Source organism: Pseudomonas sp. NFX183 (assembly GCF_047943075.1).
Lineage (GTDB): Bacteria > Pseudomonadota > Gammaproteobacteria > Pseudomonadales > Pseudomonadaceae > Aquipseudomonas.
Map to the genome: position 1 here is coordinate 5,156,038 of NZ_CP181333.1, position 18,394 is coordinate 5,174,431.

Annotated in this window: 19 protein-coding genes; 9 read left to right on the forward strand and 10 right to left on the reverse strand. The window is 62.9% G+C overall.

All coding sequences use genetic code 11. From position 1 onward, the window contains the following. Positions 1 to 40: 40 nt before the first annotated feature. The gene (locus ACM530_RS24060; protein WP_416363338.1) at positions 41 to 919 is read left to right on the forward strand and encodes a LysR family transcriptional regulator; all 879 of its coding nucleotides are present in this window, start codon (positions 41 to 43) and stop codon (positions 917 to 919) included. A 49-nt stretch (positions 920 to 968) separates the two neighbouring features. Beyond that, positions 969 to 1,862 carry a LysR family transcriptional regulator gene (locus tag ACM530_RS24065; RefSeq protein WP_416363339.1) on the forward strand — a complete coding sequence of 298 codons (894 nt, stop codon included), beginning with the start codon at positions 969 to 971 and terminating at the stop codon, positions 1,860 to 1,862. Here the strand turns inward: ACM530_RS24065 and ACM530_RS24070 are convergent, their stop codons facing one another. From ACM530_RS24070 to ACM530_RS24080, 3 genes are read right to left on the reverse strand one after another with little or no spacing between them, the layout of a single operon-like run. After that, on the reverse strand, positions 1,863 to 2,438 hold the full coding sequence (locus ACM530_RS24070) for a DUF1349 domain-containing protein (protein WP_262211000.1): 576 nt from the start codon (positions 2,436 to 2,438) through the stop codon (positions 1,863 to 1,865). It lies immediately after the preceding gene. Between the two features lie 57 nt (positions 2,439 to 2,495). Next, a complete protein-coding gene (locus tag ACM530_RS24075; protein WP_416363340.1) occupies positions 2,496 to 3,998 on the reverse strand; it encodes an APC family permease in 1,503 nt (500 codons plus the stop codon). Next, complete coding sequence (locus tag ACM530_RS24080) at positions 3,995 to 5,254, reverse strand: aspartate aminotransferase family protein (protein ID WP_416363341.1); 1,260 nt, start codon at positions 5,252 to 5,254, stop codon at positions 3,995 to 3,997. Before ACM530_RS24080 ends, ACM530_RS24075 begins: the two co-directional genes overlap by 4 nt. A gap of 256 nt (positions 5,255 to 5,510) precedes the next feature. Between ACM530_RS24080 and ACM530_RS24085 the strand changes: the two genes are divergently transcribed. Then, positions 5,511 to 6,695, forward strand: coding sequence for a DUF2252 domain-containing protein (locus ACM530_RS24085; RefSeq protein WP_416363342.1), 1,185 nt, complete (start codon positions 5,511 to 5,513; stop codon positions 6,693 to 6,695). A gap of 368 nt (positions 6,696 to 7,063) precedes the next feature. Here the strand turns inward: ACM530_RS24085 and yghX are convergent, their stop codons facing one another. Both yghX and ACM530_RS24095 read right to left on the reverse strand, forming a co-directional pair. Then, the gene (gene yghX / locus ACM530_RS24090; RefSeq protein ID WP_416363343.1) at positions 7,064 to 7,951 is read right to left on the reverse strand and encodes a YghX family hydrolase; all 888 of its coding nucleotides are present in this window, start codon (positions 7,949 to 7,951) and stop codon (positions 7,064 to 7,066) included. Positions 7,952 to 7,995: 44 nt separating this feature from the next. Beyond that, positions 7,996 to 8,490 carry a PaaI family thioesterase gene (locus ACM530_RS24095; RefSeq protein ID WP_416363344.1) on the reverse strand — a complete coding sequence of 165 codons (495 nt, stop codon included), beginning with the start codon at positions 8,488 to 8,490 and terminating at the stop codon, positions 7,996 to 7,998. A gap of 121 nt (positions 8,491 to 8,611) precedes the next feature. Between ACM530_RS24095 and ACM530_RS24100 the strand changes: the two genes are divergently transcribed. Beyond that, a complete protein-coding gene (locus ACM530_RS24100; RefSeq protein ID WP_416363345.1) occupies positions 8,612 to 9,178 on the forward strand; it encodes a YceI family protein in 567 nt (188 codons plus the stop codon). On the opposite strand, the gene ACM530_RS24105 is transcribed toward ACM530_RS24100, so the two are convergent. Beyond that, positions 9,175 to 10,065 (reverse strand): DMT family transporter, encoded by an 891-nt coding sequence (locus ACM530_RS24105; RefSeq protein WP_416363346.1) that lies wholly within the window; start codon positions 10,063 to 10,065, stop codon positions 9,175 to 9,177. The two genes, ACM530_RS24100 and ACM530_RS24105, sit on opposite strands and share 4 nt — an antisense overlap. A gap of 89 nt (positions 10,066 to 10,154) precedes the next feature. Here ACM530_RS24105 and ACM530_RS24110 point away from each other — a divergent pair, with 89 nt between their 5' ends. Next, complete coding sequence (locus ACM530_RS24110) at positions 10,155 to 11,480, forward strand: PLP-dependent aminotransferase family protein (protein WP_416363347.1); 1,326 nt, start codon at positions 10,155 to 10,157, stop codon at positions 11,478 to 11,480. Between the two features lie 29 nt (positions 11,481 to 11,509). Here ACM530_RS24110 and ACM530_RS24115 read toward each other — a convergent pair whose 3' ends face one another. Continuing rightward, entirely contained in the window at positions 11,510 to 11,941 is a 432-nt protein-coding gene (locus ACM530_RS24115) for a nuclear transport factor 2 family protein (protein WP_106578990.1), read from the reverse strand. 257 nt (positions 11,942 to 12,198) lie between these two features. Between ACM530_RS24115 and ACM530_RS24120 the strand changes: the two genes are divergently transcribed. From ACM530_RS24120 to ACM530_RS24130, 3 genes are read left to right on the forward strand one after another with little or no spacing between them, the layout of a single operon-like run. Next, positions 12,199 to 12,408 carry a DUF6434 domain-containing protein gene (locus tag ACM530_RS24120; protein WP_145161156.1) on the forward strand — a complete coding sequence of 70 codons (210 nt, stop codon included), beginning with the start codon at positions 12,199 to 12,201 and terminating at the stop codon, positions 12,406 to 12,408. A 5-nt stretch (positions 12,409 to 12,413) separates the two neighbouring features. Beyond that, a complete protein-coding gene (locus ACM530_RS24125; protein WP_119740019.1) occupies positions 12,414 to 12,884 on the forward strand; it encodes a RidA family protein in 471 nt (156 codons plus the stop codon). 7 nt (positions 12,885 to 12,891) lie between these two features. Continuing rightward, complete coding sequence (locus ACM530_RS24130; RefSeq protein ID WP_416363348.1) at positions 12,892 to 13,629, forward strand: CPBP family intramembrane glutamic endopeptidase; 738 nt, start codon at positions 12,892 to 12,894, stop codon at positions 13,627 to 13,629. 396 nt (positions 13,630 to 14,025) lie between these two features. Here the strand turns inward: ACM530_RS24130 and ACM530_RS24135 are convergent, their stop codons facing one another. Next, complete coding sequence (locus ACM530_RS24135; protein WP_416365118.1) at positions 14,026 to 15,735, reverse strand: amidase; 1,710 nt, start codon at positions 15,733 to 15,735, stop codon at positions 14,026 to 14,028. 55 nt (positions 15,736 to 15,790) lie between these two features. Next, positions 15,791 to 16,579 carry a helix-turn-helix domain-containing protein gene (locus ACM530_RS24140; protein WP_416363349.1) on the reverse strand — a complete coding sequence of 263 codons (789 nt, stop codon included), beginning with the start codon at positions 16,577 to 16,579 and terminating at the stop codon, positions 15,791 to 15,793. Between the two features lie 83 nt (positions 16,580 to 16,662). Here ACM530_RS24140 and ACM530_RS24145 point away from each other — a divergent pair, with 83 nt between their 5' ends. Continuing rightward, entirely contained in the window at positions 16,663 to 16,980 is a 318-nt protein-coding gene (locus ACM530_RS24145; RefSeq protein ID WP_416363350.1) for a DUF2834 domain-containing protein, read from the forward strand. A gap of 158 nt (positions 16,981 to 17,138) precedes the next feature. Here ACM530_RS24145 and ACM530_RS24150 read toward each other — a convergent pair whose 3' ends face one another. After that, positions 17,139 to 18,305, reverse strand: a complete 1,167-nt coding sequence (locus tag ACM530_RS24150; RefSeq protein ID WP_416363351.1) for a GGDEF domain-containing protein — start codon at positions 18,303 to 18,305, stop codon at positions 17,139 to 17,141. Between the last annotated feature and the right edge of the window lie 89 nt (positions 18,306 to 18,394).

Below are 18,394 nucleotides of genomic sequence, written 5' to 3' on the forward strand. Positions count from 1 at the left end.
TCATATCTCGCACCAGCCATTAGAAAATCTGGGGTCAAGCATGCTGCGTTCCCATCTGCCGCTCAATGCCTTGCGCGCCTTCGAGGCGTCGGCCCGCCACTTGAGCTTTACCCGGGCCGCCATTGAGCTGTGCGTGACCCAGGCGGCGGTCAGCCATCAGGTGAAAAGCCTTGAAACTCAACTCAATGTCACCTTGTTCAAGCGCCTGCCACGCGGCTTGATGCTCACCCGTGAGGGCGAGACCCTGCTGCCAGTGGTGCGCGAATCGTTTGACCGCATTGCCCAGACGCTCAGCCAGTTCGAAGGCGGGCATTACCGCGAAGTGCTCACCGTAGGCGCGGTGGGCACCTTTACCGTGGGTTGGCTGCTGCCACGCCTGCCGGACTTTCAGGCGCGCTACCCGTTTATCGACCTGCGCCTGTCCACCCACAACAACCGTGTCGACGTGGCCGCCGAAGGCCTGGATTACGCGATCCGCTTCGGCGCCGGCGCCTGGCACGGCACCGACGCCTGTGAATTGCTGGCGGCGCCGTTGACCGTGCTGTGTACACCCACGCTGGCCGAGCAATTGCGCACGCCGGCCGACCTGTTGAAACACACGCTGCTGCGCTCCTACCGCGCCGATGAGTGGACCCAATGGTTCCAGGCCGCAGGCCTGCCCGCCGACACCGTCGTGCCGCGCAGCATCGTCTTCGATTCGTCGCTGGCAATGATGGAAGCGGCGCTGCAAGGCATCGGCGTGGCGCTGGCCCCGGCGATGATGTTCTCGCGGCAATTGGCGACGGATGTGATTCGCCAGCCGTTCAACGTTGGCATTACCACCGGCAGTTATTGGCTGACGCGTCTGCAGTCGCGGGCCGAAACCTCGGCGATGCTGGCGTTCAAGGGCTGGCTGCAAGCCGTATCCGCCGACGCCTGACTCGTGCCATTCTCGACCTGGGCCATCGAACTGATCAACAGGAGAGCCGATGCAGACTTCCGGCGTGGACATCCGTCAACTCAAGGCCTTTGTGGTGGTGGCCGAAGAGCTCAGCTTCGTGCGCGCCGCCACGCGCCTGCATGTGTCGCAACCGGCCTTGTCGCAGACCATTCGCCAGTTCGAGGCGCTGCTGGATGTGCAACTGTTCGAACGCAATACCCGCAACGTTGCGCTGACCGGCGCCGGCCAGGCGCTGTTGCTGGAGGCGCGGGAAGTTGTGAATGGCGTCGGCCGCTTGGTGCAAACCGCCCGCGAGCACGCGCGCGGTGTGCGCGGTTGCTTGAACGTGGGCTTCCTGATCGGCGCCGGGGTCGACCTGATGCCGCAGATCCTCAGCGTGTTCGCCAAGCGCTACCCCGAGGTCGAACTGGTGGTGCGCGAGTACGACTTCGCTTCACCTCTGGCCGGCATCGATGCCGGCATGGACGTCGCGGTGCTGCGCCCACCGTTGGGGCTGCCGGCAATCGAGTTGCACACGTTGGTCGCCGAGCCTTGCGTGGCCTGCCTGGCATCCAGCCATCGACTCGCGGGCGAAAGCCGCGTCAGCGTGCATGACCTGCTCGATGAGCCGATCATTGCTGCGCCGGGCAGTGGCGTCTGGCGCAGTTACTGGACCGCCGATGCCTACCGCAACGGGCAGCCGGCGCGGATCGTGCACGAAGCCTCGACGGTGGAAACCGAATTGCAGGCGGTAGCGTCGGAGCGCGGAATCAGCATCACGGCACTCTCCACCGCACGTTTTTACGCACGGCCCGGCCTGGCGTTCCCGGTGATCAGCGACATGCCGATGTGCGAAGTGGCGGTGGCCTTGCCGCCGCACCCGAGCATGGCCGCGCGCAACTTCGCCGAACTGGCCGTGGAAGTGGCGAGCAGCCGCACCTAGTCAGGACAGGTCGTGCAGCGATTTGCCGTTCGGCGCGCTGACCTGCCATTCGCAAAAGCGCACTTCCAGACCGCCGCGTTCAGGCGTGCAGCAGTACGGCCCGACTTGATACGACGGCGCGACAGGGAAGGGCGCCAACCGCACCAGCGGCCAGCTCACGCCGTCCACCGAGACCTGCACGCGTAATACGCCGTTGGCCACGGTTGCGCGAATCCAGAAGGCTTGCGGGTCACCGGGGAACACGCCAGTGGCCCAGTCCGACACGCCATCGGTCAACACACTGCTGAGCAGCGTCACGCCATCGGACAGCTCGGCGCCGACCTTCACCCACTGCGTTTCATCAATCCGCACCATCAGCCCGGCCTGATCGTACAAGTGCGCAAAGCCGCCCTGGATTTTCACCTGGGCGGTGAATTCCCCCGGCGTTTGCACAAACAGAAAATGGCCGTTGTCACGCACGAAGCCGTAGTGGGTTTCGCGCCAGAAATCGGTGTGGGCATCGGTGGTGACCGTCAGCCTGTCGTCTTCGCGGGTCCACTGTTGTGGCGGGTTGAGCCAGGTAGCCTGGGCAAACATCGATAGACCTCCTTGAGAGTGACAAGCAAAACCCCGTTGCCGGGGTTTTGTGCGTGGCTAGTGATCGAGCAACTGACTGCTCGGCCCCGCGCTGCCGTTGTTGAGGCGCTTGCGCAGTGAGAACAGCCACCACAGCACGCCGACCGCCAGTGTAACGCCAGTGGTGATCGCGCCGGTGCGGCTTTCTTCAGGCACGCTGAGGGTGAGGATCACCGCGATGGCCCAGGCGCCGCCCAGCAGGATCATCGGCAACAGCCAGCGGCCCAGGCTGAACACACCGTCCGGGGCGCCGGGCATGCGGCCGTTGCGGTAGGCGAGGAAGGCGGCGATCAAGGTCAGCAGGTAGGTGCAGTAGTAGGTCAGGCCGACCATCGAGTAGATCGCCGTGACAAACCCGCCGCTGGCCAGGTTGAGCAGCACGGCGATGGCAGTGATCAGCACGATGGCCGCCACTGGCGTGCCAAAGTGCGGGTTGATCTTCGCCAGCACCTTGGAGCCCGGCAGCATATTGTCCCGCGACAGCGCGAAGGTCATGCGCGTGGCCACTGCCATATTGGCGATCAAGCACGCGAGGATCGAGGCGAAGGCAATCACGATCATACCGATGCCCGCCGCGTCGCCCAGTTGCAGGCGCACGATATTGATCACCGGGTTTTCACTGTGGCTGAGCAGCTCGCTGACCGAGCCCGGTATCGCAATGCTCAGCAGCGCAAACACCACGAAACCCAGCACGCTGGACACCAGCACCGCGCGAATCATCGCCCGGGGCGCGGCGCGGCGCGGGTCTTTGGTTTCTTCGGACAGGTCAGCAGCGCCTTCCCAACCCAGCAGCACCGACACTGGCAACAAGGTGGCGAGGGCGAGGGTGGTGAAGCTGATGTCGCCGCCACTCACGGGCTTCGCCGAGGTCAGGATCGCCACGCCTTGGGTGTGTTCGAAGAAGAAAAACACGCCAAAGAACAAGGCAATCGCCAGCAGCACCGTGCCGATGATTTCGATGATCGCGCCGATGTCGTTGATCCGCGTAGCCAGGCGAATCCCGCAGATATTCAGCAGCCCTACCACCAGCGTCGCGCCGATGCTCAGGCCCTGGATCTGGCCTTGTGTAGGGTTGGCCCAAATCTCGGGGGCGAACACCGTGCCGATGGCGGCCGAAGTGGCCGCCGTGCCGGCGACAAACGAGGTGAACGCTACCCAGCCAGTGAACCAGCCGAAGTGATTGCCGGCCAGGCGGCTCGACCACTGATAGGCGTAACCGGTAAGCGGAATACGCCCGGCCAAATGGCAGTAGACCATCACGATGCAGCACACCAGCGGGATCACCAGCAGCCATAGCAGGATGCCGATGCCGCCGACGCGGTTGAACGGGTCGGCAAACAGCGTGACCACGCCGGTGTTGATCGAGACCATGGAGAAGGCCAGGGCAAACGAGGTGAAGGCACTCATGGTGCGGTGCATCTTTTGCTCGTAGCCAAGGCTCGCCAGGTCGGCGTCGTCGCTGGACAGCGTGGCTTGGCTATTCGGTGGGGCGGTGACGGGGCTTTCGACAATCGTGCTCATGGCCGTTGCTCCTCGATGATGCCGATCACTTCATCCAGCACGTCGAGGGCCTTGGCCAGCAGTGGGCGCTCGATGTCCAGCGGCGGCTTGACCTTGATCAGGTTGCCCAGGCCCGCGTAACGGCTCTCGCCGAACAATACGCCGCGCTCCAGCCCAAGGCGATAGACCTCTTGGGATTCACGGCATGCGGGCTCTTTGGTGGTGCGGTCCTTGACCAACTCAATGGAGGCCATCAGGCCCGGGCAGCGCACGTCGCCGATCAGCGGGTGACGGGTTTGCATCTCTTTGAGCCGTGCGGTGATGTATTCGCCCGAGTCGCGCGCCTTGTCGCACAGACCGTCGGCGACGATGGCTTCGACGGCGGCGTAACCCGCGGCCAGCGAAACGGGAAAGTGGCCAAAAGTCAGCGCTTCTTCACCTTCGTCAAACCACTTGAGTGTGTCGTCGGCCAGGATGCCGGCCAGCGGAAAGCCGCCGCCCACGCCTTTGCCGAACACGATGATGTCGGGCAGTACGTCGTAATAGTCCGCCGCCCACATCGTGCCCATGCGCCCGAAACCGGTTTGCACTTCATCAAAAATCAGTAACACGCCGAGGCGATCACAGATCTCGCGCACGCCTTTGTAGTACGAGCGCGGAAACTCGATGTGCCCGCCATTGCCCTGGATAGGCTCCATCATCACTGCTGCCACACCGCCGTCGACGCCCTTGAGAATGGTGTCTTCAAGCAGACCCAGGCACAGCTGGGACTCGGTTTCCGGGTCCAGCCCGAGTCGGGTGCGATACGGGTTCGGGTGCGGCACGCGGGTAAAGCGCGGCTGAATCGCCAGGAATGGGTTATTCGGGTGCGGCCAGCTGGCGCCGAGGGTGGCCAGGGAGCGGCCGTGGTAACCGTCTTGCAGCACCAGCAGGTTCTGCGCGCCGGGACGGTTTTTGAACGCCAGTTTCATCGCCATTTCACCGGCGAGGCTGCCATGCAGGGCAAAACCCATCTGGTTGAGCGAGGCCGGCGAGACTTCGCGCAGCTTCGCCACCAGCCGGGTGTGGGCGGGGGAGCCGAAGTTGGGGCGGATGTGGGTCATGTCGCGCAGTTGCGCAATCGCCGCCTCCACCACGCGCGGGTCGTTGGCCCCCAGGTTGTTCGACCATGCCTGGGCGGTGCAGTCGATGTATTCCTTGCCTTGGTCGTCCCACACCAGCGAGCCACGGGCCTTGACCAGGTTGATCTTGGTGGGCGCCTGGAGTGCAGTGTTCATCACGTCATTCATCTGCTTTATCTCTTTTTTTAGGGCGGCAGTGTTTGTGGATGTGTGCAGTTAGGGTTGTGACTCGCTGCATCGAGTAAGGCCGATGCTAGCGCGCAGGGGCGGGCGATTAGAAAGACGGATTAGCGACGGATTATTTGGTGTGGCTTATGAATTGAAACAGGCTCTTTGCCAGTTTTTTTGAAACATAATGAAACATTCCTTGTGGGGCTACGCTCTACCGCATCTCCCCGTACTGAGTTCATCCATGAAAACCCCGCGCCCCGCCGACCGCATGCCCCACCTCACGCAACTGCGCAACTTGAAGATGGCGCGCTCCGCCCACGCCTATGTGCGCGGCAGCACGGTGCAGTTTTATGAATGGCTGCACAGCCAGCCAGGCCGCCGCTTGCCGCACGGCCCGGCGATCTGGATCTGCGGCGATTGCCACGCCGGCAACCTGGGCCCGACCGGCGATATCAAGGGCCGTATCGACATGCACATCCGCGACCTTGACCAGACCGTGATCGGCAACCCGGCCCACGATCTGGTGCGCCTGGCCTTGTCGTTGGCCACCGCCGCACGCGGCTCGGACCTGCCGGGAGTGACCACCGCGCGCATGCTTGAAGAGATGATCGGCGGCTACGAACAAGCCTTCAAAGACAAGCCCGACGAAGTGCCGCCACGCCCATCCCAGGTCAAGGCCGGCATGCGCAGCGCGGTGGAGCGCACCTGGAAAAACCTGGCGCGTGAACGCATTGAAAACGTGCGGCCGACGATTCCACTGGGCAAGCACTTCTGGTCGCTGTCGCGGGCAGAAAAGGGCGCCCTGCAAACCCTGTGCGCCTCGGATGAAATCCACCAGTTGGTCACCTCGCTCAAAGGCCGGCCCAAAGACGCCAAGGTTGAACTGCTGGACTCAGCCTATTGGGTCAAGGGCTGCAGTTCCCTCGGCTTGCTGCGCTATGCGGCACTGCTGGGCGTGGGCGACAAGGATGATCAGGAATATTGCCTGATCGATATCAAGGAAGCCGTCGGCGCCGCTGCACCGCGTACACCACGCGCGAAGATGCCCCGCGACAATGGGCGACGGGTGGTGGAAGGCGCGCGCCAGCTGTCGCCGGGCTTGGGTGAGCGCATGCTGGCGACGCGCTTTTTGGATCACGGATTCTTCATCCGCGAGCTGCTGCCCCAGGACATGAAGCTGGAGCTGGATGAGCTCAGCGAAACCGACGCCATGCACGCCGCCGGCTACCTGGCCCGCGTGGTCGGCATCGCCCATGCCCGGCAAATGGACCGCGATACGCGCAAGCAGTGGATGGGCGTGCTGCAGGAAAACCGCTCGAAACAGCTGGATGCGCCGTCGTGGTTATGGACCAGTGTGGTGCAGTTGGTGGGGAGCCATGAGCAGGGTTATCTCAACCATTGTCGGCGGTATGCGTTGGAGCATTGATCTGGAAATCAGCGAAGAGCCAATGTGGGAGCTGGCTTGCCTGCGATAACGGTGGGTCAGCCAGCCTATTGGTTACTGACAGACCACCATCGCAGGCAAGCCAGCTCCCACAGTTTTTTACTGTAAAAATTGAAAATCGGGGTCAGACCACGGTTTTGGATTAAGCGTGGTCCGCCCCTATTTCTAAGCTGAGAGCTGGCTTGTTGTGGCGAGCGGGCTTGCCCCGCGTTGGGCTGCGCAGCAGCCCCAGAACAGTCACCGCGCCTTTCCAGCATGATTGAGTCGTCAGGTTTTAGGGCCGCTTCGCGCCCCAGCGCGGGGCAAGCCCGCTCGCCACGACAAGCCAGCTTCCACATTTTAGAGTGGGGTCAGGCCAGGTATTTATGGAACCAGCCGAGCGTTCTTTCCCACGCCAGATTCGCCGCCGCCTCGTCATACCTGGGGGTTGAGTCATTGTGAAACCCGTGGTTGGCGCCCTTGTAGATGTACGCCTCGTACGTCGTGCCCGCCGACTTCAAGGCCTTCTCATACGCCGGCCAACCTTCGTTGATCCGCGTATCCAGCTCGCCGTAGTGCAGCATGATCGGCGCCTTGATCCGCGGCACATCTTTTGCCTCCGGCTGCTTGCCGTAGAACGACACCGCCGCGCCCAACTCCGGATAAGCCACCGCCGCGGCATTGGTCACGCCGCCGCCATAGCAGAAGCCGGTAATCCCGACTTTGCCGGTGCTGTTGTCGTGGTGCATCAGCCATTCGATGGCGGCGAAGAAGTCGTTCATGAGTTTTTCCGGGTCGACTTTCTGTTGCAGTTCCACGCCTTTTTCATCGTTGCCCGGGTAGCCGCCCATGGAGGTGAGGCCGTCCGGCGCCAGGGCGATGAAGCCGGCTTTGGCCAGGCGGCGGGCGACGTCTTCGATGTAGGGGTTCAGGCCACGGTTTTCGTGAACCACTACCACGGCTGGCACCTTGCCGCTGGCGTTGGCCGGGCGTACCAGGTAGCCGCGCACCGTGCCGTTGCCTTTGGGCGAGGGGTAGGTGATGTAGTCGGCGATGATCTCCGGGTCGGTGAACTTGACCTGTTCGGCCAGCGCATAGTTGGGGCTCAGAGCCGCCAGCAGCGCAGAGGCGGTGAGGCCGCCGAAGGTGAACAGCGCGGCGCGGTCGAGAAATTCGCGGCGGTTGAGCTTGCCGTGGGCGTAGCCGTCGTAGAGCTCCAGCAGTTCGGGGGCAAAGTCTTTCGCGGTGAGACGAGTCATCGGTGCATTCCTCGATTAGCGGTGGCAATCAATGTAGACCAGGATCAGCCCGCGCGACCATGCGCGGCAGCGGCCAGTTGGTCGGTATCGACGCGCACGAACACCGAGTCACCGATGGCAGTGAGCACGTCACCTGCGTACACCTCGCAGACCACGCGGCTTTTGCGTCCCACCTCGCCCTCAACCCGCGCGCACAGGCTGAGCGTGACGCCCATGGGCGTGGGCTTGATGAATTTGATGCCGAGGTTGCCGGTGACGCAATCGATGCGCGGCAAGCTGCCGGGTGCACGTTGCTCGGCGCGGTAGTGATAAGCCATGGCCGTCCAGTTGGAATGACAGTCCACCAGCATGGCGATCAGGCCGCCGTAGACCAGGTCGGGCCAGCCGCTGTATTTGGCCTCGGGTTGATGCTCGGCGATGACATGGATGCCATCGGCGTCCCAACGGCTTTTGATGTGCAGGCCATGCGGGTTGCTGCCGCCACAGCCGTAGCAGATGCCTTCGGGGGCGGTGGTGTCCTGCAGAGAAGGAGTGGGCATGAAAAGTCCTTATTGTTTTTCGCGACTACTCTGTTTAGCAGGACGCGCGCCCGATGGGAATAAATCCATGCCATGGCGTGTTAGCTCAGCACGTGTGTCCTTTTCTCTCGCGGAGCGTTTCATGAAGCGTCGAATGTCCAAGGTGTTTTTGCTGGCCCTCGTCTTCGGTTGGTTTTCCAGCGCGCAGGCCGTGGAATACAAAGACGTCAACCGCACCGCCAGCCAGATCAGCTTTACCTTCCAGCAGTTCGGGCAGCGGGTGTATGGCACCTTCAGCGACTTTGAAGGCACCCTGACGTTCGATACGCAAAAGCCCGAGGCGGCGCATGCGTTGCTCAAGATCCAGCTCGCCAGCATCGACGCCGGCAGCCCGGACGCCAATACCCAACTGCAACAACCGGCGTGGTTCGACACCACGGCCTATCCGGTTGGCGTGTATGAGTCCAACGGCGCCATCGCGTTGGGCGACAACCGCTACACGATCACCGGCAACCTGACGATCAAGGGCATCACGCGGCCGGTGGACATCACTGTGCTGCTCAAGGAGCAAAGCGGCATCGGCGTGTTCGACGGTGAGTTCGTGCTCAAGCGCGACGACTTCAAGATTGGCGAAGGTGAGTGGGCGGGCAACAGCGTGGTGTCCAACGACATCACCATCAAGTTCAAGATGGTTGCGCCGCAGCGTTAGCGCGCGAAGCGCTTCGCACCGGCCACGCAGCCGATCACCGCAACCGTCACCAGCACCATGCCGAGGCTGACCTGCTCATGCAGCAGGCCTGCCGCCAGCGCCAGGCCAAAGAAGGGTTGCAGCAACTGCAACTGGCCGACGGCGGCGATGCCCCCCTGGGCCAGGCCGCGGTACCAGAACACAAAGCCGATGAGCATGCTGAACAACGCCACATAGCCCAGGCTCAGCCAGGCCGGCAGGCTGATGCCGGTCAAGGTCGCGGGGGCGAGGATCAGACTCAGCGGCGCCACCACTGGCAGCGACACCACCAGCGCCCAGCAGATCACCTGCCAACCCCCCAAGGTGCGCGACAATTTGGCGCCCTCGGCATAGCCCAAACCGCATGCCAGCACCGCCAACAGCATCAGCACGTCACCCACGGGCGCGGCGCTCAAGCCTTGGGCGACGGCGTAACTCACCACCAACAGGCTGCCGAGCATCGAAAACAGCCAGAACACCGGGCGCGGCCGCTCGCCGCCACGCAGCACGCCGAATACCGCCGTGGCCAGCGGCAGCAGGCCGATGAATACGATGGAGTGCGCCGAGGTGACGTGTTGCAATGCCAGTGCCGTCAGCAGCGGGAAGCCAATCACCACACCGAGCGCGACGACTGCCAGCGGCATCCACTGCGCGCGCGCGGGGCGTGTCTCCTTTAACACACCGAGCAGGCACAGCCCCAGCGCGGCGGCCAGGGTGGCGCGGATCATGGTCAGAAATACCGGGTCGAACTCCATCACCGCCAGGCGCGTCGCCGGCAGTGAGCCGCTGAAAATGAGCACGCCAATAAAACCGTTGATCCAACCTTGAGTGCTGCTGTCGAGGCTGTTGAGGCGAAGGGTGCGTTCCATGGGGGTGTGCCTGAAAAGGTTAGGTTGCGTTTGGCTATCCTAGGATTGAAGATTAAGACAATCAAAAAATTGTCATGGATACATCACCTATGCCACGTGCTCGCTACAAGTCGTTGGTCGATGCTTTTGCCGCGGATATCCGCAGCGGTGCGCTGCCACCCGGCACGCGCCTGCCCACCCACCGGCAATTGGCCGCCGACCATGGCCTGGCGCTGGTCACGGCCAGCCGGGTGTACAGCGAGCTTGAGGCGATGGGCCTGGTCAGTGGCGAAACCGGGCGCGGCACTTTCGTGCGCGAGATCTCGTTGCCGCCGGGGCAGGGCAGTGGGCAGATGACGGTGGCGACGGGCATGCTCGACCTCAATTTCAACTACCCGTCGCTGCCAGGCCAGGCCGATTTGCTGCGCACGGCGTTGCGCCAACTGGCGCTGTCGGGCGACCTGGAGGCGCTGCTGCGCTACCAGCCCCATGCCGGCCGCCTGCACGAGCGCGCGGCGGTGGCGCGGCACCTGTTGAGCCGAGGGCTGGTGGTGGAGGCCGAGCAAGTGCTGGTGGTCAGCGGTGCCCAGCACGGCTTGGCGGTGACGATGATGGCATTGCTCAAACCGGGGGATGTGATTGCCGTTGATGCCCTGACGTATTCAGGCTTTAAAGTGCTGGCCGAAACCCTGCACCTGGAAATCGTCGCGATCCCGGTCACTGCCAGTGGCCCGGATCTGGACGCCCTGCAACGCCTGTGCAGCAAACGCCCGGTGCGCGCGGTGTACAGCATTCCGACCTTGCATAACCCGTTGGGTTGGGTGATGAGCCTGGAACAGCGTGAGGAATTAGTCGGCATTGCCCGACAACACAACCTGATGATCATCGAGGACGCGGCCTACGCGTTTCTGGCGGCAGAAGCGCCGCCGCCATTGGCAACCCTGGCGCCTGAGCGCACGGTGTACGTCGGCGGGTTTTCCAAGAGCGTCGCGACCGGGTTGCGGGTCGGCTTTATTGCCGCGCCCCCGGCCTGGGTAAAGAAACTGGAACGCACCATCATGGCCACCACCTGGAACGTGCCCGGTGTCATGAGTGCGATGGCCGTGGCCTGGATCGAGGACGGCACGGTCGACCAACTGGAAGCGCAGAAGCGCCAGGATGCCAGCGCGCGACAGGCCTTGGCGGCGCACGTGCTCAAGGGCGTGCATTACATCAGCCACCCGTCATCGTATTTTCTGTGGCTGCCGCTGGGTGAAGAGGCCAGGGCCGATCAGATCGCCATGGCCTTGCAGCGCGAGGGTATTTCGGTGTCGACCGCCGAGCCGTTTGCGGTCTCGGCAACCGTGCCCCACGCGCTGCGTTTGGCGTTGGGCTCGGTGAGCATGTCGGCGCTGCGCGAGGCGCTGGTGAAGGTTCGCGAGGTGGTGCAATGGTGAGCTGAGGCGCGCCAGCTCACCGCCAGCCATCAGTATTTGTAAGCCTGGCGCCCGATCAGCAGCCATTTGCCTTTTTGCTTCTGCCAGACCTGGAAGTTGTCGATGTCGGTTGGCGTGTCTACGCCGCTGTTCACCGCCAGTGCGTGAAAGTGATTGCGCACCAGGGCGGTGTCGCCGTCGAGGGTAATGGTCTGGTTCTGCATTTCGAGGGTCTTGAACGCGCTGGTGTGGGTTTCCAGATCAGCAATGAATTGCGCTTTGTTCTGCACCTTGCCGCTGGAGTGGCCGTAGGTGAGTTTGTCGGAGGTCAGCGCATGAAGCTGCTTGAGGTCCAGGTGCAACATGGCTTGGGTCAGTTGGTCGACCGCTTGGGCCACATCCTTTTCGGCGGGGGCAGGCGCAGCTGCGACGTAGCCGGTGAACAGGCACAGAAAACCGATCAGCACTTTGACGTTTTGCATGGGTGTTTCCTTATTGTTGTTGGGGGCGGGCACGATGATTTAAGTCGTCGTACAACCATGCAATATTTCTGATGGGGAAAGAAAGTGAAATTTCGAAATATCTTTAAAGGGTTAGTCATCGTCTCGTTATGTACGCTGCGAGGTCTTGTACGACATCCCAACACAAGAGCTGGTGGTGCGATTTTTACCTTGCCGCTTCCTGCTTAAGTAGCACATCGCTATGCTACTGCCGACACAACAAAACGCCCGAGGGGAAAATGGATTTTAACTGGCACAGCGACGTCATTACCCGCGCAACTCCCGTCACCCCCCACTACAAAAATACCCAGAACGTTCGCCGTTTCATGCTTGAACACTGCGGTCCGGGGTTCAAGTTCGACCGGCCTTTCATGGCCTGGATTCGCAGCGACATCCCCAAGACCCTGGGCGATGTGGTGGATGAGTGGCAACGTCGCAACGAGGTTTGACGAGCATGACAGCAGACGAAAAATACCAGGCGGCCCAGCAGCGTCTCGGCTATCAACTGGATGAGTTCAAAATCGGCGGCAACTACACACCCTTGGTGCGCGATGGTCACCACCTGTACATCAGCGGCCAGATCCCGCGGGTTGGCGACACGATCGTGCTGCCCGGCAAAGTCGGCGAAAGCCTGACCCTGGCCCAGGCGCAAATCGCCGCCGGCATCAGCGCGCTGCGTTGCCTGGGCTTGCTCAAGCAGGCATTGGGCTCGCTGGATCAAGTCAAGGCCATCGCACGTATCACTGTGTACGTGCGCAGCGCCGAAGACTTTGATCAGCAAAGCGAGGTGGCCAACGGTGCGTCGGACCTGCTGCATGAAATTCTCGGCAGCGCTGGCACGCACACCCGCACCTCGGTGGGGGTGATGCAGTTGCCGAAGTCGGCAGCGGTCGAGATCGACATGATTGCTGTCGCCCACGGTTGAAGCCGGCATGATCAGCCAAGGCATGGGCGTACTGATCAACTACGGCATTCACCTGGCGCCGGGGCTGGTGCTGTTTGGGCTGTGGTTTGCACTGACGCCCAAGGCAATGCCGGCGATGCGCATCCTGATCCTGCTGACGGCATTTGTGTTGATGCGTGACGCGATGACGCCGCTGGGGATGTGGTCGCTCAGCAGCGAGGTGCAGATTGCGTTCAGCGCGAATGCCTTTGTGTTGGCGGCGCTGGGCGGGATGTCAGTGCTGCTGATCATGTTGCTTGCACGCACGGCGCCGCAGTTATGGCAGTTGATGCGCTGGACCATCGGCAATCCTGCGCTGGGCCTGGCCGTGGGGCTTGTGGTGGGCTGTTTGCTCGGTGTGCCGCTGCGGGTTTACCAAGGCATCGAGGCGTTCGAGATTCACGGCTACTGGGTCTGGCTGCCGGGTATGGTGGTCCTGGCTTATGGCGCGAATGCGTTGGAAGAGGTGCTGTTTCGCGGGTTTTTGCAGGGCTACCTCGAACAGCAAGTGACGCCATTGCGCGCGGCATTGATCAGCGGCGTAGCCTTTGCGGCCTGCCATGCGTTCCTGGCCTTGAGTGTCACCCAACTGGGCTGGCCGGTATTGCTGTTCACCCTGATCGAAGGGCTGGCCTGCGCACTGGTGCGCATGCGCTACGGCGTGTTGCCGGCGACCGTGGCCCATGGCACGGCCATCCTGCTGATTGCCGTGCCCTACCTGGCTTGATGTGAATGCAGGAAATGGCTTGCCTGCGGAGGCGGTCTGTCAGTGAGAAATAGGTTGGCTGATCCACCGCTATCGCAGGCAAGCCAGCTCCCACAGGTTGACCGTGTTTTAGCCTGCTGCTGACCTGCGTGACCTGAAATGCAGTCAAAACTGTGGGAGCGGGCTTGCCCGCGATGGCGGTCTGTCAGTGACAAATGGGCTGGCTGATCCACTGTTATCGCAGGCAAGCCAGCTCCCACATGTGGAGCGCGTTTAGGCTGCTGCTGATCGGCGTGGCCTGAAATGCAGTTAAAACTGTGGGAGCGGGCTTGCCCGCGAAGGCGGTCTGTCAGTGGCAAATAGGCAGGCTGACCCACCGCTATCGCAGGCAAGCCAGCTCCCACATTTGGAGCGTGTTTAGCCAGCTGCCAATGGCGGCGTACGCGGCGGGATCAGGCGTTTGCTGCCGGTGGCTTCATACGCCGAAGCAAAGCGCAGCAGCGCCGAATCGTCATAGGCGCGCCCGGCGAAGGTCAACCCCACTGGCATGCCGATGTCCGCCATTACGCCCATCGGCACGGTGACGGTCGGCACGCCCAGGTGGCGGATCGCGAGGTTGCCGTTAGCCACCCAGACGCCGTTGCTCCAGGCGATATCCGCCGAGGCTTCGTTCACGTCGGCATCGGCCGGGCCGACATCGGCCACGGTCGGGAACAACACCGCGTCCAGACCCCGTGCGTCCATCCAGTCTTCCAGGTCGATGCGCCGGGTCTGTTCCAGCCCGCGCAGGCCGTCCGGCACCGTGCTGATTTCGTTCCACGGTGTGATGCCGCGCTCGGCCATGCGCACGTATTCGTCCATGCCGGCGGCCAGGTCGTCTTCACGGTTGGGCAGGGTGCCAGGGTCGTGCGGGAAGATTTTCGGCCCGTCGACATCCGCCAGGCGGTTGAGCGCCGGGTCGTCGTTGGCGCGCAGGAAATCATCGAACGCCCAGGCCGACAGCTCCCACAATTCGTCGTGCAAAAATTCCTTGGAGACCAAGCCACGGGTAAACACCGTCGGCGCGCCAGGGCGGTCGCCTTCACAGTTGGAGACCAGTGGGAAGTCGACTTCAATCACTTCGGCGCCAGCCGCTTCCAACGCCTGGCGCGCGGCGTGCCACAGGTCGATCACGCTGGCGCGGGTGTTGATCTTTTGCCCGGTCGGCCCGCCGATCCCGGGTTTCTCGCTGGTGCCGGCCTCGGGGTCTGCATTGATGTACATGCGCGGCACGCCGAAACGCTTGCCGGCCAGGGATTCGCTGCCCACAGCCAGGTCAGCGTAAGAGGCCGGGCGCACCGACGCCACGCTCGGAATCGGCACCCACGGTTGCAGGCGCCAGAGGTCGCCGCGCGTGTCGGTGTCTTCGGCGACCACGACGTCGAGCACTTCGAGCAGGTCGGCCATGGTGCGTGCGTACGGCACCACCACGTCCATGGTTGGTGTCAGCGGCCAGTTGCCGCGTACGGAAATAATCCCGCGCGACGGCGTGTAGGCACACAAGCCATTGTTGGACGCCGGGCCGCGCCCGCTCGACCAGGTTTCCTCGGCCAACCCGAAGGCGGCGAAGCTGGCTGCCGTTGCGGTGCCCGCGCCGTTGGACGAGCCGGAGGCAAACGGCGCCGTCAGGTAGTCAGCGTTGTACGGGCTTTCTGCACGGCCATAAACGCCGCGCTGCATCCCGCCATTGGCCATCGGCGGCATGTTGGTCTTGCCCAGGCAGATAGCGCCGCCGGCGCGCAGGCGCTCGATGGTGAAGGCGTCGCGCTGCGCCACCAGCGTGGCGAAGGCCGGGCTGCCGGAGGCTGCCGTCAGGCCTTTGACCAGGTAGCTGTCCTTGGCGGTGTAGGGAATGCCGTCCAATGGCCCCAAGATTTCGCCCTTGGCCCGACGCGCATCGGCGGCCTGGGCTTCTTCAAGCGCTTGCGGGTTGCGCACCACCACGGCGTTCAACTGGGTCGCGGTCTGCGGGCCGTCATAGGCCTCGATGCGTGCCAGGTAAGCCTTAACCAGTTCAACGGCAGTGGTCTGGCCGCTTTCAAGCGCAGCGCGCAATTGGGCAATGGAGACTTCGGTAACTTGCATCAGGTTTTTTTCGCCGCCTTCAGGTGGGAGGTATGGCGGCAGTCTACGTACAGATATTTCACAAAACCAGCGCCGCATATTCCGCGTAAGCGGCGCGCATCACTTGCCACGTGGGCGCGTCAGCAGGAATCAGATGTTCGATGCGCAGTGACGTGAGGGTGATGTCCTGGGGCATGCCGAAGGTGGTGAAGGTGGACAGGAAATTCAGTTCACCGCGATCTGAGCGGATGCGCGTGAACACCAGCGGCGGCATTTCATTGGGCAACTCGGTGCTGCTCGGCACCGGCAAACGGGCCAGTAAGCCCGCTAATGCGGGATTACCCAGCGCTTCGCGGGTAGCGCGTTGCCAGGCGACGGTGCGGATTTCTTCGGCGTTGATCAGGTGATCGCCCAGGCCGCCGGTTTGCAACAGCGTGGTCAGCAGGTTCAGCCCATCGGCGGCATTCGGCTCAATCCCAACCAGCTCAAACAACAGGCCGGTGCTGGCGTTGGCGGCGAGCACTTGCCACTCGCTGCCCAGCAGAATCGCCGGGGCGGGGTTGTTGGCGTGCAGCACATGGCTGACGGCTTCACGGACGGCGGCCATGGCGGGTGCGGCGAGTGGGGTGGCGGTGTAACGCGGCGCGTAGCCGGCGGCGAGGAACACCTGGTTGCACTGCTCCAGCGGGGCCTCCAGCGCCGTCAGCAGAGTATGCAAAGTACCCGGGCCTGGCTTGGCCCGGCCGGTTTCGATGCAACTGAGGTGGCGCTGGGAAACGCCCGTGATCAAGGCCAGGTCCAGCTGGCTGAGCTTGGCCTGTCGACGCAGTTGGCGCAGGTGCTGGCCGGCAGTTAAAGGGGTGTCCATGGCCTGATCATGACCTCCGAGGTCATTGCGAGAGGCGCAACCTTATCACTATGTTGAGCCTCGATCCTTTCAAGGAAGGCACCATGCGCAGACCTTATTTCGCCCTGGCCGGTTTGCTGGGTTTTTCGTTGTATACCTTGGCTACGATGCTCACGGCCGAGCAATCACTGTTGGCATTTGGGCGGGAATTGATGTCGCGGCCGGACACCGCGCAGGTGTTGATTGACCTGTACCTGATGGTGCTGCTTGCGTGTGCGTGGATGTACCGGGATGCGCGCGGGCGAGGGCGCTCGGTGGCTTCGCTGGTGCCGTATTTTTTGCTGACGGCGGTGTTTGTGTCGGTGGGGCCGTTGCTTTACATCGTCGTGAATGGGTTTGCACACCGTCACCACCAAACCTGAGGCAAGCGGACTTGCAGTGGCGAGCGGGCTTGCCCCGCGTTGGGTTGCGCAGCAGCCCCAAAAAACTGCCGACGCGGTGTCCCTGAAACAATGCGGCGTCCTTTATGGGGCTGCTGCGCAACCCAACGCGGGGCAAGCCCGCTCGCCACAACAAGTCATTAACCGTACGAACCGGTTCCCGTTCGGTCCACCAGCCGAATGCTGTCACGCCCGCCGCGTTTGCTTTCATAGAGCGTGGTGTCGCCTTGTTCGATCAGCGCCGTCAGACTCGGCGGTGGCTGGTCGAACAGGTTGGCGCCGATGCTCAGGGTGACCGGTGCCGGGGTGGTGAAGGTGTGTGCGGCCAACTGCCGGAACTGCTCACGCAAGCGGCTGCCCAGCTCGACAATCTGGGCGGCCGAGGCCTTGGTCAACAGGATCACAAACTCATCCCCGCCCAGGCGAGCCGCCAGCGCGCCTTCGGGCACCACCGTGCGGATCATCTCGCTCAGCGCAATCAGCAACCGGTCGCCGGCGGTATGCCCGTAGAGGTCGTTGACCAGTTTGAAGTTGTCGATATCGATCAACAGCAAAGCGCCTGGGTGTTGCGGCGATACCTGGGCAAACAGCTGCGGCGCACGCACATCCAGGGCGCGGCGGTTGTACAGCGCCGTCAACGGGTCGCGGGCCGCCAGCCGGGCAATCTGCTGTTCGCGCCGATAGCGCTCGGAGCCGGTCATCGACAACGCGATCAACATGATCGCCATCGCGCCCTCCACCAACGAAACCTGGATGATTTCGCCCTTGAACGCGGCAAGATCGATCAGCGTGCCGGGGATGATTACCGACAGCGCCTTGGCCACATAAAACGCGCCGTGAAGCAGCAATACATAGCGCAATTGCACCGCGCCGATGCTCAGGGATTTGCCGTGGGGGCGCAGCAGGAAACTGGCGCGCAAGGTCGGCAACGCGACCAGCAATGAGTTGACCATCAGCATGGCTTTGGACCACGCCAGGTCGCCGGGCAACAGCAGCATGCCGAGCCAGGCGGCCAGCATCAGCAGCCACGCGCGCGACAGGCGCACGTGGGTAAAGCGGGCCACGCCGAGCAAAAACAGCCAGTGCGCGCTCACCAGCAAGCCGTTGGCAAACCAGATACCGATCATCAACAGGCCGCTGCTGCGCAGCAGGGCCAGGGTGGAGCCGACGCTGATGATCGCGAAACCTGCCGCCCAGAACAGCAGCGACGGCTCGCGCACGCTGCGCCATTCCACCGCCAGATACAGGGCAGCAGCGGCGGCCAGCGCGATGGTCAATATCAGAATCGTAGGAGGGTCGAGCGTCATGTCGTGCCGGGTCTGCCTGGGTGTGCGCTTGAATATCCGGATTGTAAGCGCACACGCAGGTTTTTCAGAGCACTCCGTGTAATAGCATA

Coding starts and splice junctions, on each gene's coding strand:
- ACM530_RS24060 (WP_416363338.1), top strand. CDS start 41: ATGCTGCGTTCCCATCTGCCGCTCAATGCCTTGCGCGCCTTCGAGGCG.
- ACM530_RS24065 (WP_416363339.1), top strand. CDS start 969: ATGCAGACTTCCGGCGTGGACATCCGTCAACTCAAGGCCTTTGTGGTG.
- ACM530_RS24070 (WP_262211000.1), bottom strand. CDS start 2,438: ATGTTTGCCCAGGCTACCTGGCTCAACCCGCCACAACAGTGGACCCGC.
- ACM530_RS24075 (WP_416363340.1), bottom strand. CDS start 3,998: ATGAGCACGATTGTCGAAAGCCCCGTCACCGCCCCACCGAATAGCCAA.
- ACM530_RS24080 (WP_416363341.1), bottom strand. CDS start 5,254: ATGAACACTGCACTCCAGGCGCCCACCAAGATCAACCTGGTCAAGGCC.
- ACM530_RS24085 (WP_416363342.1), top strand. CDS start 5,511: ATGAAAACCCCGCGCCCCGCCGACCGCATGCCCCACCTCACGCAACTG.
- yghX (WP_416363343.1), bottom strand. CDS start 7,951: ATGACTCGTCTCACCGCGAAAGACTTTGCCCCCGAACTGCTGGAGCTC.
- ACM530_RS24095 (WP_416363344.1), bottom strand. CDS start 8,490: ATGCCCACTCCTTCTCTGCAGGACACCACCGCCCCCGAAGGCATCTGC.
- ACM530_RS24100 (WP_416363345.1), top strand. CDS start 8,612: ATGAAGCGTCGAATGTCCAAGGTGTTTTTGCTGGCCCTCGTCTTCGGT.
- ACM530_RS24105 (WP_416363346.1), bottom strand. CDS start 10,065: ATGGAACGCACCCTTCGCCTCAACAGCCTCGACAGCAGCACTCAAGGT.
- ACM530_RS24110 (WP_416363347.1), top strand. CDS start 10,155: ATGCCACGTGCTCGCTACAAGTCGTTGGTCGATGCTTTTGCCGCGGAT.
- ACM530_RS24115 (WP_106578990.1), bottom strand. CDS start 11,941: ATGCAAAACGTCAAAGTGCTGATCGGTTTTCTGTGCCTGTTCACCGGC.
- ACM530_RS24120 (WP_145161156.1), top strand. CDS start 12,199: ATGGATTTTAACTGGCACAGCGACGTCATTACCCGCGCAACTCCCGTC.
- ACM530_RS24125 (WP_119740019.1), top strand. CDS start 12,414: ATGACAGCAGACGAAAAATACCAGGCGGCCCAGCAGCGTCTCGGCTAT.
- ACM530_RS24130 (WP_416363348.1), top strand. CDS start 12,892: ATGATCAGCCAAGGCATGGGCGTACTGATCAACTACGGCATTCACCTG.
- ACM530_RS24140 (WP_416363349.1), bottom strand. CDS start 16,579: ATGGACACCCCTTTAACTGCCGGCCAGCACCTGCGCCAACTGCGTCGA.
- ACM530_RS24145 (WP_416363350.1), top strand. CDS start 16,663: ATGCGCAGACCTTATTTCGCCCTGGCCGGTTTGCTGGGTTTTTCGTTG.
- ACM530_RS24150 (WP_416363351.1), bottom strand. CDS start 18,305: ATGACGCTCGACCCTCCTACGATTCTGATATTGACCATCGCGCTGGCC.